9 protein-coding genes are annotated in these 14,215 nt (G+C 46.3%); 5 read left to right on the top strand and 4 right to left on the bottom strand.

Annotation, left to right across the window (positions count from 1 at the left end; all coding sequences use genetic code 11):
- Positions 1-268: 268 nt before the first annotated feature.
- Both KVT36_RS13065 and KVT36_RS13060 read left to right on the top strand, forming a co-directional pair.
- A complete protein-coding gene (locus tag KVT36_RS13065) occupies positions 269-3,424 on the top strand; it encodes a TonB-dependent receptor (RefSeq protein ID WP_217603944.1) in 3,156 nt (1,051 codons plus the stop codon).
- 18 nt (positions 3,425-3,442) lie between these two features.
- Entirely contained in the window at positions 3,443-4,855 is a 1,413-nt protein-coding gene (locus KVT36_RS13060) for a RagB/SusD family nutrient uptake outer membrane protein (RefSeq protein WP_217603943.1), read from the top strand.
- A gap of 85 nt (positions 4,856-4,940) precedes the next feature.
- Here KVT36_RS13060 and KVT36_RS13055 read toward each other — a convergent pair whose 3' ends face one another.
- Both KVT36_RS13055 and gatB read right to left on the bottom strand, forming a co-directional pair.
- Entirely contained in the window at positions 4,941-6,101 is a 1,161-nt protein-coding gene (locus KVT36_RS13055) for a TlpA disulfide reductase family protein (protein ID WP_217603942.1), read from the bottom strand.
- Positions 6,102-6,347: 246 nt separating this feature from the next.
- Positions 6,348-7,802: an Asp-tRNA(Asn)/Glu-tRNA(Gln) amidotransferase subunit GatB gene (gene gatB / locus KVT36_RS13050; RefSeq protein ID WP_217603941.1), complete on the bottom strand. Its 1,455-nt coding sequence runs from the start codon at positions 7,800-7,802 to the stop codon at positions 6,348-6,350.
- 106 nt (positions 7,803-7,908) lie between these two features.
- Here gatB and KVT36_RS13045 point away from each other — a divergent pair, with 106 nt between their 5' ends.
- A complete protein-coding gene (locus tag KVT36_RS13045; RefSeq protein ID WP_217603940.1) occupies positions 7,909-9,279 on the top strand; it encodes an aldehyde dehydrogenase in 1,371 nt (456 codons plus the stop codon).
- 127 nt (positions 9,280-9,406) lie between these two features.
- On the opposite strand, the gene KVT36_RS13040 is transcribed toward KVT36_RS13045, so the two are convergent.
- Complete coding sequence (locus KVT36_RS13040; protein WP_217603939.1) at positions 9,407-10,435, bottom strand: PDZ domain-containing protein; 1,029 nt, start codon at positions 10,433-10,435, stop codon at positions 9,407-9,409.
- Between the two features lie 215 nt (positions 10,436-10,650).
- Here KVT36_RS13040 and KVT36_RS13035 point away from each other — a divergent pair, with 215 nt between their 5' ends.
- Positions 10,651-11,178 carry a hypothetical protein gene (locus tag KVT36_RS13035; protein WP_217603938.1) on the top strand — a complete coding sequence of 176 codons (528 nt, stop codon included), beginning with the start codon at positions 10,651-10,653 and terminating at the stop codon, positions 11,176-11,178.
- A gap of 3 nt (positions 11,179-11,181) precedes the next feature.
- Positions 11,182-11,358: a hypothetical protein gene (locus KVT36_RS13030; RefSeq protein WP_217603937.1), complete on the top strand. Its 177-nt coding sequence runs from the start codon at positions 11,182-11,184 to the stop codon at positions 11,356-11,358.
- Between the two features lie 63 nt (positions 11,359-11,421).
- Here the strand turns inward: KVT36_RS13030 and alaS are convergent, their stop codons facing one another.
- Positions 11,422-14,037: an alanine--tRNA ligase gene (gene alaS / locus KVT36_RS13025; protein WP_217603936.1), complete on the bottom strand. Its 2,616-nt coding sequence runs from the start codon at positions 14,035-14,037 to the stop codon at positions 11,422-11,424.
- Between the last annotated feature and the right edge of the window lie 178 nt (positions 14,038-14,215).

Below are 14,215 nucleotides of genomic sequence, written 5' to 3'. Positions count from 1 at the left end.
TAATAGTTACAACACTACTGTAGTTGGATTCTTCACGTTTTAATTAGGCGAACCAGCTTCGAAGCACGGCGTGCTTTCGGATCAGTAATCTATTGGCATTATCGCAGAATATAAGTGAGAATTTTTTTAATCTAAACCAGCTTATAACGCTTATGAAATGTACTTAGTTACCCAACTAATGCTTGCAGATCGCTTACTGCAAGGTATGAAGCCCGTTTACTATTCACTTTCCTAAAAATCTATCAACTAAAGTCAAGTCAGTTTTTTTATGAAAAAAACATTACAGCTTTTGTTACCCTTGCTGCTCATTATCTTCAGTGTAATGGCACAAGACCGCACCGTTAGCGGTACTGTAACATCAAAAGAAGGGAACACGCCTTTGCCGGGTGTTACCGTTCGTATTAAGGGATCTTCAACCGGTACCAGTACGGACATTAACGGTAAATATTCACTCAGCGCGGGCAATGGCCAGGTGCTGGTGTTTAGTTTTGTTGGATACACAGAGCAACAGATCTCTGTTGGCAGCCGTACTAACATTACAATTGCATTACAACCAGACCGCCGCGCTTTGGATGAAGTAGTGGTAGTAGGGTATGGTACCAAACAGATAAAGGACATTACCGGTTCTTTTGCAACGGTAAAAGGTAACAAGGTGGCTGCTGAGCCCATTCCCAGCTTTGATCAGGCTCTGTCCGGTAAAGTGGCTGGTGTACAGATCACTTCTGCAGGTGGTGTGCTGGGTGATGGTGTTTCCATCCGTGTACGTGGTGTGAATTCTATTTCTGCAAGCTCCTTGCCGCTGATCGTAATGGATGGCATTCCCCTGAACAACACAGAAAACGTAAACCTTTTTAACAGCGGTAACGGAACACGTTTTAATCCGTTAGCACTGGTGAATCCTAACGATATTGAATCTATTGAAGTATTGAAAGATGCAGGTGCATCTATAATGTACGGTTCGAGGGCTGCCAATGGTGTAATACTGATCACTACCAAAAAAGGTAAAGCCGGTACTGCCCGTATTTCTTTTGATTCAAAAGTAAGCTGGAGCCAGGCTTCGAGGTTGCCTAAACTGTTAAATGCAGATCAGTTCACCACCATCAACAATGAGAAAATGGCGAATGCTGCCAACAGGTTTGGTGCTGGTGTAGTGATTGCAAAAGACAGTGATATTGATGGTGATGGTAAACCGGATCGTACTAACTGGCTGGATGAATTATACCGTACTGGTTTTACGCATGATAATTCAGTGGCTATCTCTGGCGGTGCTGAAAAAGTATCTTACTATGGTTCTGTACGTTATATAGATCAGCAGGGTATCAGCTTTGGTAACGAATTAAAAACAGGCCAGGCGCGTTTGAACCTGGATGTAACACCTAAAAAATGGTTGAAAGCGGGTATCAACATTGCTTATACCAAATCGCTGAACAAAGGTATTTTAACCGACCGTTACCTGGCAGGTGCTACCGTATCCGGTATTAATGCATTCCCGAACGTAGCGGTGCATAATCCGAATAATGCTACCGGTTTTAACTTAAGCGCAAACGGTTTAATGGGTTTTGGTAATAACATTAATTCTGTAAACGGTACCAACCTGATACAGAATAATATTTATAATGCCATTGCAGCTGCTTCATTACAGAAAAATGATAATACTCCGCAGGACCTTTATGGTAATGCATATGTAGAGATACAGCCTATTCAGGGTTTAAAGGTAACTTCAAAGTTTGGTGTTGATTACTTAAGCAACTTTGAAGATCAGTATAGCAGCCCTTATATTGCCGGTTTAGGTAGTGGGTTTAACGGCCTGGTACAGGATTATTACAGAACCCGTAACCAATGGGTCTGGCAGAACTTTCTCACCTACGATCATACCTTTGCAGAGAAACACCGTGTGTCCTTTACCGGTGGTGCGGAATACCAGTACACCAAAGAACAACAGATCTATACCGGTGCTTCTGACTTTGCAGACCCGTTCTTTAAGAACATTATTGATGGTACCTACTCTGGTAATGATGCAGGTGGCACCCTTCAGCTGCTGTCTGGTGGCGATCTGTTCTCCAACGGCCTGGAATCATATTTTGGCCGCGTAGGGTATACTTATAACGATCGCTATTCCCTGGAAGTAGCATTCCGTACAGATGCATTTTCTGCATTTGGTGAAAGTTCCCGCTGGGGTAAGTTCCCCTCCGTATCGGCAGGTTGGGTAATTAGCCAGGAATCTTTCATGGAAAATGTTCCGGTTATCAGCTATCTGAAACTGCGTGGCAGCTACGGTCAGGTGGGTAACTCCCGCGGTATTGGCTCTTATGCCGCCCGTACGCTGTACGGTGGTGGCTTATATGCCGCACAAAATGGTTTCTCCACCTCTCAGGCTGGTAATGCTAACCTGAAATGGGAAACATCCAGGAAAACGGATATTGGTGTTGATGTGAACCTCTTTAATAACAAGATCAGCATTGTTGCAGATTACTTCAAGAACAACATTACCGGTTTATTGCTGAATGCCCCTGTATTGTATACTGTAGGTATTCCAAATGCATCTGTTACCACCAACATCGGTTCTATGTACAACACCGGTTTTGAATTTACAGCAAATGCTACAGTACTAACATTAAAAGACTTTACCTGGACCAGCTCTGTAAACTTTACCTGGGTTAAGAATAAAGTTACCGGACTGGTAACTTCCTCTGATATCGTAGATGCTAACTTTTCTGCCGGTGTTGCAAGTGTTGGCAGACCGTTAGGCGAGTATAAATTGATCCGTTGGGCAGGTGTAGATGAGAACAATGGTAACTCCATGTTCTATGCTGCCAATGGTGATATTAAATCTTACGATCCCGTTACTAAAAGATGGACATTAGACGGTAAGGATACTACTGCTATCAGCAGCCGTGATGCCGTTTATACCGGCAAATCCGGTATTCCTAAATTCTATGGCGGTTGGGATAACACCTTTACCTACAAGAATTTTGATCTTAACATATCCCTGGTATACACTGGAGGTTTCTACGTGTACAACTCTACCAAATCTGCTATGCTTACCAACTATTTCCAGAATAACTATGTAGATATTATGGACCGTTGGACTACTCCAGGACAGGAAACAGATGTTCCTAAAATGTACATGAATGATAACGTAGGTAACCAAACCTCTACCCGGTTCCTGGAGAAAGGTGATTTCCTGCGTGCACGTACCATTGGCCTGGGCTACACCTTCAGACAACCGGTATTTTCCAGAATGGGTATCTCCAATCTGCGGTTATATGGCCAGGTGTATAATGCATTTGTGATCACTGGTTACAGCGGCCCTGATCCGGAAGTGAACTACAACCGGAATAACACAAACATTGCTACAGCAGTGGATAACCGCGCTGTTCCGCAACCAAGAACATATACACTGGGTTTAAATGTTGGTTTCTAATTGTTTTAAACAGCACACATGAAAAAGATGAGATTTTTGATAAATATGGGCGTGATCGGATGCATGCTCACCTTAGGTTCCTGTGAGAAACAGGTTTTCGAAGAACCTTTTGCGAACCTTTCTCCGGCCGATGCTTTCAGCTCTCCTGAAAGAATAGCAAAAGCTGCTACCGGTATGTATGATCAGCTGCAGAACGCTGAATTTTTTGGCGGCCGCATTTTGATCTATGCGGATATCAGGGGTATTGATGCAGGGGTGCCATCTTATTTTGGCCCTATGTCTCAGTTTTCGGGCTTATTGTCGGATAATAGTACTGTGAGTATTTCATGGAGAGACGCTTACCGTACCATTTACGAAGCCAACAACTTTCTGAAAGGGCTGGAAGCTAATCCCGGTAAGGTTTCTGCTGAGCAAACAGCACAGTATACGGGCGAAGCTAAGTTCATTCGCTCTCTGTGCTATTTTTACCTGGTGAACATGTGGGCACAACCTTACAAATTCACTGCCGGCGCCAGCCATCCTGGTGTGCCTTTGATCCTGACCGTTGCTGATGATCCTTTTTCTTCCAGCAACCAGGTACCCCGTAATACGGTAGCAGAAGTATATAATCAAATGGAAGCCGACCTGCTGGATGCAGAAGCTAAGCTGGCCTACCCTGCCGGACAGGTAAGGGAGTTTGCCGACGTTGCACGCGCCACCAAAGGTGCCGCACAAGGTTTGCTGATGCGTTTGTACCTGTACAAAGGCGATTATCAGAAAGCGCTGGATTATTCCAATAAGCTGATCACTTCCGGTAAATATGCGTTGAATACAGATGGCCCCGCAACAGCTTTCCGTACGTATACTACCAATGAAAGCATTTTCTCCGTTGCGCATAACGGTGCGGATAATCCGAATACCAATAATGCTTTGGGCCAGCATTATGCTCCGGATAAAAGAGGGGATATTCCCATCAGCCCTGGATATGTTGCCTTAATGGATACTGCTGATAAACGCAGAAAAGACCTGGTAAGAGATTATGCACCTACTCCCGGAACTTTATGGACCACCAAATATACCAGCATTACCGACTGGGTGCCGGTACTGCGTTATAGCGAAGTACTGCTGACGAAAGCAGAAGCACTGGCTAACCTGGGCACTGCGGTAGATGCAAATGCGATAGCCCTGATCAATGAAGTACGTACAAGGTCTAAAGCTAAACCTGTAGCGCCGCTGACCAAACAGGCTTTAATTGATGCCGTGTTACTGGAAAGAAGGATTGAGCTGGCATTTGAAGGTCAGGGAGAGCTGGATTTCTTACGCACTGGCAGAGGCATACCCGCGCACTCTACTGTGAATGCACAGCCTTACGGCTCTGACTTAGTTGTATTGCCTATACCTAAATATGATACGGATCAGAATCCGAATCTTCAACAGAACCACGGTTATTAATAGCGATTAACCAAGGAAACGTGAAAGGCTACCAATTTGGTAGCCTTTCACGTTTTATAATGCCGCTGTAACACTACTAGCTTAACTACTTCACCACTTCCTGCAGCTTCTGCTCCAGCGCATCGCCTCTTAAATTAGCAGCGATCACCTTACCCTGCGGATCCAGCAAAAAGTTAGTAGGAATAGCATTAATACCAAACAAAGGCACTACTGCGGAATCCCAGAACTTCAGGTCACTTACATGGTTCCAGGCCAGGCCATCAGATTGAATAGCTTTGAGCCAGGCATCTTTTTTCTGATCCAGGGACACGCCTAATACCGTAAAGTTCTTATTCTTGTATTGCTGGTAAGCTTTTACAACGTTAGGGTTTTCCATGCGGCTGCGTTGGCACCAGCTGGCCCAGAAATCACCCAGCACATATTTGCCACGGAAAGATTTCAGGCTTACCACTTTACCGGAAGGGTCGGGTAAGGAAAAATCCGGGGCAGTATCGCCTACTTTTACCGCGGTCATGTTTTCTTCTTCTTCGCCACCACCGCTGGCATTAGCGCCGCCCTGCTGCTCCATTTCCGTCATGCGTGCGGCCAGGCTTTGTACCAGGGTATTTTCCGGGAAACGTTTTTCTATGCTGCCTACTATCTGTTTTTCCTGGATCAGGATGTTCGGGTTATTGATCATGCTCAGGGCAAAAACAGCATTAGCGGGGTAGGGTGTTTTTTCTGCATAGCTCAGGAAAGACTGTTGCAGGTCCTGCTCTTTTTGCTGTAAGGCTTTTACTTTTTCCTGCAGAACGCTGTCCGGGATCTTAGCCGTTTGCAGGCTGTCGATCACGCGCATTTCGCCGGTGAGGGCCTGGCCCTTTTCATTGGCATCTGCCAGCAATTGCTGCAATGCTTCAGAGGCTTCAGAACCTTCTATTTTAATTTTATCCAGGTTATCGTAATCACCTTCTATTTTCATATCGCCGGCATCCAGCGCCAGGATAATATATTTACTGTTACCAAACCGGATACGGTACAGGCCCTGCTCCGGTACGGTGCCTTTCAGGGTAAATTTACCGCTGGCATCTTTCAGGGAGGTAGTATCCGCTACCTTTACTTCCTTCAGGGTCAGCTCCTCCAAAAATACGGGACCCAGGGGGGCATTGGTTAAATGAACGGCTATATTAAAAGTTCCTTTCTCCGCCTGCTGACCGCAACTTGCCAGCAACACGCCCAGGGCCAGCCAATATGTTATTTTTTTCATGAAAAATATTTTACGCTCTATATGCAATGTGCATTCCATCATTATCCTATCCGGCAAAAAAAGGAGTGCTGATGAACAATTGATCACCCAAAAGTAAGAAACAATGCTGGAATTAGTCCATGCTGCACGGCCCATGGTTCATAGCCCGGTTCATAATAGCGGATGCTGCATTAAAAGCAGGAGGGAAAATGGAGCTGTCACATCTATAAAAGGCTGTGAACCATACACTATTAATCCTGGCCAAAACTACTTTAATTTTTCTGCCAGCAGCTGGTTGGTCAGCTTGGGGTCTGCCTTACCCTGCGACAGTTTCATTACCTCACCTACAAACAGTCCTATCAGGCCTTTTTTACCGGCCTTATATTCGGCTACTTTGCCGGGGTATTTTGCCAGCACTTCATCAATAATTGGGGAGATATTGTCCACATTGGTATCCTGCAGCAGGTTAAGCGCCGTGGCTATTTCCAGCGGTGTTTTGCCGGGCTGCTGTATCATTTCCGGGAATATGCGTGAGGAGGCTATGGAAAAGCTCACCTTACCGGCTTCCACCAGCTGTATTAACGCTGCCATTCCGGCGGCCGTTAAAGGGAATTGCTCCAACCCGCAGGAGTGCTCATTAAGGTACTGTTTTACAGGCCCTAACAGCCAGTTGGCAGCGGCTTTATGTTGCGGCGCCACGGTTATTACCTGCTCAAAATAATCGGCGGTAGCTTTATCGTCGCACAGCACACGGGCATCGTATTCCGGCAGCCCGTATTGCTGTGTGTATTTCTGTACTAATTCATCCGGCAGGGCAGGTAAAGCACGCTGAATGCTTTCCAGGTAATCTGCCGTAATGCGGAAGGGGGCCAGGTCCGGCTCGGGGAAATAACGGTAATCATTGGCTTCTTCCTTGGAGCGCAGTGAAAAAGAGCTGCCATTGGAGGCATCAAAACTGCGGGTTTCCTGTACAATAGTGCCGCCGGTTTCAATGATCTCTATCTGCCGTTTGATCTCGTTCTCAATGGCCCTTTTCACGTTACGGATGGAGTTCATATTCTTTACCTCCACCTTGGTGCCCAGGGTAGTTACGCCTTTTAAGCGTACGGAAATATTGGCATCGCAGCGCATGCTGCCTTCTTCCATATTCCCATCGCATACTTCCAGGTAGCGCACCAGCCTTCTCAGGTTGGTGAGGTAAACATAAGCCTCATCTGCGTTGAATAAGTCTGGTTCTGTTACAATCTCTACCAACGGCACGCCGGCACGGTTGTAATCTACCAGGGTATTGGCAGGGTCCTGGTCGTGCAGGGATTTACCGGCATCTTCCTCCAGGTGTATGCGGTTCAACTGTATATTACGCTCTCCGGTAGCAGTGGTAATGGCTACATAACCACCATTACAAATGGGAGCAGTATGTTGGGATACCTGGTAACCTTTGGGAAGGTCCGGGTAAAAGTAGTTCTTGCGGGCAAAGTAATTTTCCTGCGCTATTTCGCAATGGCAGGCCAGTCCTAGCCTTACGGCATATTCCACCGCTTTGTGGTTCATGCGGGGCAGGGTGCCGGGATGCCCCAGTGTAATGGGACTGATATGAGTATTGGGAGCGCCGCCAAACGCTGCACTGTCGTTACAGAATAGCTTACTTTCTGTTAATAACTGGGCATGCACTTCCAGCCCTATCACGGCCTCATACTTGTTATAATCGATCGTTGCGCTCATAATTATCAATGTGCAAATTCTGCAAATGGGCAGGGGCGAAGATATATTTTTATTCGCACATCTTCCATACGGCGCGCGCTGCACTCATTTTTAGTAAATTGTAAACATGACTATAGGTGAAATACATGCAGCCCAACAAGCCTTTTTTGAATCGGGGCAAACCTTACCGTTATCCTTCCGTAAAACCCAGTTAAAAAAGCTAAAGCAGGGCATCAAAAAATATGAAAACGCACTCCTGGATGCGCTGTATGCCGATATGCGCAAACACCCTATGGAAGCTTATGGCAGCGAAGTAGGATTTGCCTATACAGAGATAGATCATATCCTTTCCTCCCTGCGTGAGTGGATGCGCCCACAGGAGGTTTCCAGCCCGCTGGAGCATTATCCCAGCCATAGTAAAGTGATCCGTTCGCCCCTGGGGTTAACGTTGATCATTGCGCCCTGGAACTACCCGTTTAACTTACTTATGGGCCCTCTGGCCGGCGCTATTGCGGGAGGTAACTGCGCCATATTAAAACCCTCCGAGCTGGCGCCGCACACGGCTGCCGTAATGGAGCAGCTGATCAAAGATACTTTTGACCCTGCCTATATCACACTGCTGCAGGGCGATGGCGGCCAGGTGATCCCTGAGCTGATGACCCACCGTTTTGATCATGTGTTCTTTACCGGCAGCATACCGGTGGGTAAAAAGATCCTGGAAATGGCGGCGCCGCATTTAACGCCTGTTACCCTGGAGCTGGGTGGAAAATCGCCCTGCCTGGTAGATGATAAAGTGAATATAAAAGTGGCGGCACGCCGCATTATATGGGGTAAATACTGGAATGCCGGGCAAACCTGCGTAGCGCCGGATTATGTGCTGGTGCACAGCCGTATAAAAGAGGCTTTTATTGCTGCCATGCAGCAGGCTATTGTGGATTTTTATGGAGATGATCCCGCTGCCAGCCCGGATTATAGCCGTATCATTAACGCCAAACGGTTTGATGTATTACAGGCTTATTTAAATCAGGGCCGTATTATTCACGGTGGTAATACCAACCGTGATGACCTGTACATAGCCCCTACCTTACTGGCAGATGTACCCTGGGATGTTCCGCTGATGCAGGAAGAGATCTTCGGGCCTATACTGCCTGTTATTACGTTTGATGAGCTGCCGCAGGCTGTGCAAATGATCCGCCGGCATCCGTATCCTTTATCATTATACGTGTTTACAAAACGTGCGTCTACCCGTAAGCTGTTTGAGGAGCAGGTACGTTTTGGCGGTGGTTGTATCAATAACACGCTGGTGCACCTTACTAATCCTGAGCTGCCCTTTGGCGGCATAGGACCCAGTGGCAGCGGGCGTTACCACGGCCGTTACAGTTTTGAAACCTTTACGCATCCCAAAGGTATTATGCGCTCCGCCACCTGGCTGGATGTGCCGCTGAAATATCCGCCCTTTAAAAAGAAGCTGAAGTATGTAAAAATGCTCATAAAGTAAAGTGCCCGTTCACCATTGGCGAACGGGCATCTTTACACACTTAAAACCATATCAAAAACTAAATCTTATAGATAGATGGATGAATGCTGAAATCAATGATCAATCGCTCCCGCATTTTCATCTTCACTTACAGGTCTGCTTTATTTAATTTTTTAGGAACACTGATAGAAAGGGTTTCCGTTTTATTGTTACGTTTAACCTTTGCTGTTATAGTGCCCTTCTCTTTATTTTCCTGGTAGGTATTTACTACATCTTTGGCAGAGGTAATGGCCTCGCCGGCTATTTCCGTAATAATATCATCCTGTTTAAATCCTGCTTTGGCAGCGGCGGAACCTTCGCTTACATTCAGTACACGGGCGCCATCGCCATTCTCTGTATCCTGTACAGACAAGCCCAGGCGGGTGCTGTTGCTGTTATCATCATTGAACCAGTTAAAGTCATTGCCAAATGGCTGACGGCCGCGTGGCTGGAAACGGAAATAATTATCATTACCGTCACGGGAGTTAGGTGGTGCAAAGTTGAAAATATTGGCGCCTTTGCGCTCATCCAGCTTAACGCTGACTTTGCTCTCCTTTTTATTACGCAGGAAGGTAACCGTTACTTTATCGCCCGGATCATGCGCGCCTATTTTTTCAAACAGGTCCTGCGGTTCCAGGATCTTATCGGCGTCTACTGCCGTAATAATATCTCCCTGTTGTATACCAGCTTTGGCGGCCGGGCTGCCTTTAGATACTTCCCGTACCGTTACACCGGCGGCTTCTTTCTTTTCTGTGATCACACCCAGCAGTGCTTTGCCACCGCGGATCTCCATGCCGTTATCATTATCCCCATCATTATTAAAGAACTGCAGGCCACGGTGCTGGTTTGCGAAGGGAAAAGCATTCCCGTCTACCGGGGTAATTTTACGCTTGTATACGGAAATATCACCGTCGTAATCTTCCAGCTTTTTACCATCTGCCCATACTTCTCCATCTTTGATCTCAACCGTTACTTTTCCGTCCTGGTTGTTCTTACGTTTGATGATGATCTCATCATACTCGCCCAGCTTATCGTTCTTTTTACCGGGAGCGGTATCCTGCGCTTGTACAGTAAGCGCTGTTGTGAGTGTGTAGCAGGTAAATCCTGCGAGGGTCAGTGTTTGGAGTAACTTGCCCATGTTCAATTCAGATTTTTATATAACAAATTTAAAGGGTACGGGTAACAAGGAAAAGTTAAAAGATGAGGAGGGGGAGTGAAGGGAATGTTAAAAAATAAGTCGTTTTGAAGCAAAATAGAATAACCTACGTTTAAGATCAGCCATTTATTTTTATAGCGTATTGTATTTCAGGTTATTATGTGATGGGTTGTCGATATTTTTTCGTAAATTTACAGATGCCAGGAGGGTCAAAATATCACATTAATATAGAGATTGACAAACTGACAAATAGTATAGTAAATACTATATCTGGAGATAGTTTTGAAACAGAAGTTTTACCTGTAGATGGGTCTGATCTAAAGGGGGTAACAAAGGGCAATAAATGGAATTTTAATTGGAAAGCAGAACTTAAACTTACAGACCGGCAGGTATATAAGCTCACGATTGTGGGTAATCCAAATATTATTCAGGGACTTGTGAGCATTAGCGATTATAAAGACCATTTTTATCTGCATTTAATTGAAAGCGCTCCGTTTAACATGGGAAGCCCTAAATTATATGAAGGTGTACCTGGGAATTTATTTGCGTTTACCTGTAAAGTTTCCAGTGAAAAAGGATATGATGGTTTTGTGGCTTTTACATCTAAAACCAGGCTAATAGCACATTATGAAAAGGCATTGGGTGCAGTTCATATTGGTAACCATAAAATGATTATCTTTCCTGAAACTGCCATGAGGCTTATTAACAGATACTATAAATTATAAAACATGGGATACATTAAAGAACCGAAAGGCATTGATTTTGTGGTTGATCCCCAGCCTTTAACTGAGAATGATAAATCTTTGATCAGTGAGGCCATTATTCACTATAAGCAAACTGGCCGCAAAAAGCGCGTTACCACAAAAAAACACATAAGTAATACAAAAAAGAAGACTAAACACTAAAAACAAAAACCCGCATAAAACTTTCGTCTTACGCGGGCCTGCTTATTCTTAATCCATTAATTCTTACCCCAACAACCCCTTCACTTTCTCCACCACTTCCTGCAGTTTCCCAACTTCCTGGCCGCCGGCTGTAGCAAAAGACTTTTGTCCGCCGCCACCGCCTTTGATCAGCGGAGCTACCTGCTCCTTAATGATCCTGGTAGCATCCCATCCTTTGGCAGCTACCAGGCTATCGGCTACCAGCAGGGCCACACTGGCTTTTCCGCCAATATTAGCTGCCAGCACTATTACATGGTTATCAATGCTTTTAAGCGCAGTACCCAATTGTTTCAGGCCTTCGGCATTGGTCAGGCTTACTACCTGGCCAATGAAGTTAACTCCATTAACAGGGCTTACCTGCTGTTTCAGCTCTGCAGCCAGGGCATTCACTTTTTCCAGCTCCAGCTGGGCCAGCTGTTTTTCCAGCCCGGCTTTATCCTGCACCAGGCTTTCAACCGCTTTAAGGGCATCTTTAGGCCCTTTCAGCGCGCCTTTAATATCTTTCAGCTGTTGCAGCTGCTCATTTACAAAAGACAGGGCTTTTGCGCCGGTTACGGCTTCTATACGGCGTACGCCGGCAGCCACCGCATTTTCTGCTAAAAATTTGAACAGGCCCAGCTCCCCGGTAGCGCCTACGTGGGTGCCGCCGCAAAGCTCAACAGAATAAGCGGGGTCCATGATCACTACGCGTACCACATCTCCGTACTTTTCGCCAAACAGGGCCATAGCGCCGGATTGCATGGCTTCTTCCTTACCCATTTCCTTAATGATAACGGGAATGTTCTGGCGGATCTTTTCATTTACAATATCCTCTATGCGGGCCAGCTCTTCGTCTGTTACCTTGGCAAAGTGAGAGAAGTCAAAACGCAGGTAATCTGCATTCACCAGTGATCCCTTTTGGGCTACATGTGTACCCAGCACCTGGCGTAATGCCGCGTGCAGCAGGTGTGTAGCGGAGTGGTGACGGGCAGTATCCTGTCGTTTATCTTTAGCTATTACCGCTTTAACGGCAACGGCTATATTAGCCGGCAGGTTATCTGTAAAATGAACAATGAGGTCATTTTCCTTTTTGGTATCTGTAACCGCAATAGTTTCGCCATCAAAGTACAGCAGGCCGGTACCACCTACCTGCCCGCCGCTTTCGGCATAAAAAGGCGTTTGTTCCAGTACCAGCTGGTACTGCTCTTTGCCTTTTGCCTTTATTTTACGGTACTTGGTAACCCGGGTGGTATTTTCCAGCAGCTCATAACCTACAAAGGTGGTAGCTGGTACTTCGTCCAGCACTACCCAGTCGCCCATATCCAGCTCAGTGGCGGCGCGGGAGCGGTTCTTCTGCTCCAGCATAGCGGTTTCAAAACCTTTCTCATCAACGGTAAGCCCGTTCTCAGTAGCAATCAGGCTGGTAAGGTCAAAGGGAAAACCGTAGGTATCGTATAGCTCAAAAGCGGCCCTGCCATCAATTACTTTACCGTTGGCTGTTTTGGCCACATCTTCCATCCGCTTAATGCCGCTGTCCAGCGTTCTTAAAAAGTTATTCTCTTCCTCAAATACTACCTTCTTCACAAAATCCAGCTGTTGCTGCAGCTCCGGGAACACTTTTCCAAACTGCTGCGCCAGTACAGGCACCAGCTCATGCAGCACAGGTTTTTTAGCATCCAGGAAAGAATAATAATACCGTACAGCCCTGCGTAAAATGCGGCGTATTACGTAACCGGCGCCGGTATTGGAAGGCAGCTGCCCATCGGCAATGGTAAAACAAATGGCGCGCAGGTGATCGGCTATTACGCGGAAAGCCACGTCGCGCTTTTCATCTGTGCCCTTATAGGTATGCCCGGTAAGTTTTTCCGTAGCATGAATGGTACCCATGAAAAGGTCCGTATCGTAGTTGGAGGTTTTACCCTGCAGCACACGCACCAGGCGTTCCAGGCCCATACCGGTATCCACATGTTTGGCTGGCAGCGGTTCCAGGCTGCCATTCTTCAGGCGGTTGAACTGCATGAACACGTTGTTCCAGATCTCTATCACCTGCGGGTGGTCGGCATTTACCAGGGTACGGCCATCCACCTGCTGCCTTTCGGCATCCGGGCGGCAGTCCACATGAATTTCTGAGCAGGGGCCACAAGGGCCGGTATCACCCATTTCCCAGAAGTTATCTTTTTTATTACCCAGCAGTATGCGGTCTTCGGCAATATGCCGTTTCCAGAAATTGTAGGCATCCTCGTCTTTAGGCAGGTTTTCTTTGGTATCCCCCTCAAAAACAGTCACATACAGGCGGTCTTTAGGTATTTTATAGATATCGGCCAGCAGCTCCCAGCTCCAGGCAATGGCTTCTTCTTTAAAATAGTCGCCAAAGCTCCAGTTGCCCAGCATTTCAAACATGGTATGGTGGTAGGTATCAATGCCCACCTCTTCCAGGTCGTTATGTTTGCCGCTTACCCGCAGGCATTTCTGGGTATCTGCCACCCGCGCGTAGGCGGAGGTTTTGTTACCCAAAAAATAGTCCTTGAACTGGTTCATGCCCGCATTGGTAAATAACAGGGTAGGGTCATTTTTTACCACAATAGGGGCAGAAGGCACGATATGGTGCCCTTTGGATGCAAAAAAGTCCAGGAATTGCTGTCGGATCTCGGATGCTGTCATAAGTATTATAGCCTGATGATATGTAATTAAAATTGTATAAATAAAATTGTGTTAGACCTAAATTTGACTTTAATTTGTATTTTAAGCCAAGCAGTGGGACTTAGAAAATTGACATTCAAAAGATTGCCATTGTAGTCTAATTCCATTAGGTTTGCACGCCCCTTGCCCGCTAAACCGT

The sequence above is a fragment of the Chitinophaga sp. GbtcB8 genome, assembly GCF_019091455.1.
Taxonomy (GTDB): Bacteria; Bacteroidota; Bacteroidia; order Chitinophagales; family Chitinophagaceae; genus Chitinophaga.
This window is presented reverse-complemented; position numbering and strand designations above follow the sequence as displayed.

What these genes read in the sequence shown, in the direction of transcription:
- KVT36_RS13065 (WP_217603944.1), top strand. Translation starts at nt 269, where the DNA reads ATGAAAAAAACATTACAGCTTTTGTTACCCTTGCTGCTCATTATCTTC.
- KVT36_RS13060 (WP_217603943.1), top strand. Translation starts at nt 3,443, where the DNA reads ATGAAAAAGATGAGATTTTTGATAAATATGGGCGTGATCGGATGCATG.
- KVT36_RS13055 (WP_217603942.1), bottom strand. Translation starts at nt 6,101, where the DNA reads ATGAAAAAAATAACATATTGGCTGGCCCTGGGCGTGTTGCTGGCAAGT.
- gatB (WP_217603941.1), bottom strand. Translation starts at nt 7,802, where the DNA reads ATGAGCGCAACGATCGATTATAACAAGTATGAGGCCGTGATAGGGCTG.
- KVT36_RS13045 (WP_217603940.1), top strand. Translation starts at nt 7,909, where the DNA reads ATGACTATAGGTGAAATACATGCAGCCCAACAAGCCTTTTTTGAATCG.
- KVT36_RS13040 (WP_217603939.1), bottom strand. Translation starts at nt 10,435, where the DNA reads ATGGGCAAGTTACTCCAAACACTGACCCTCGCAGGATTTACCTGCTAC.
- KVT36_RS13035 (WP_217603938.1), top strand. Translation starts at nt 10,651, where the DNA reads ATGCCAGGAGGGTCAAAATATCACATTAATATAGAGATTGACAAACTG.
- KVT36_RS13030 (WP_217603937.1), top strand. Translation starts at nt 11,182, where the DNA reads ATGGGATACATTAAAGAACCGAAAGGCATTGATTTTGTGGTTGATCCC.
- alaS (WP_217603936.1), bottom strand. Translation starts at nt 14,037, where the DNA reads ATGACAGCATCCGAGATCCGACAGCAATTCCTGGACTTTTTTGCATCC.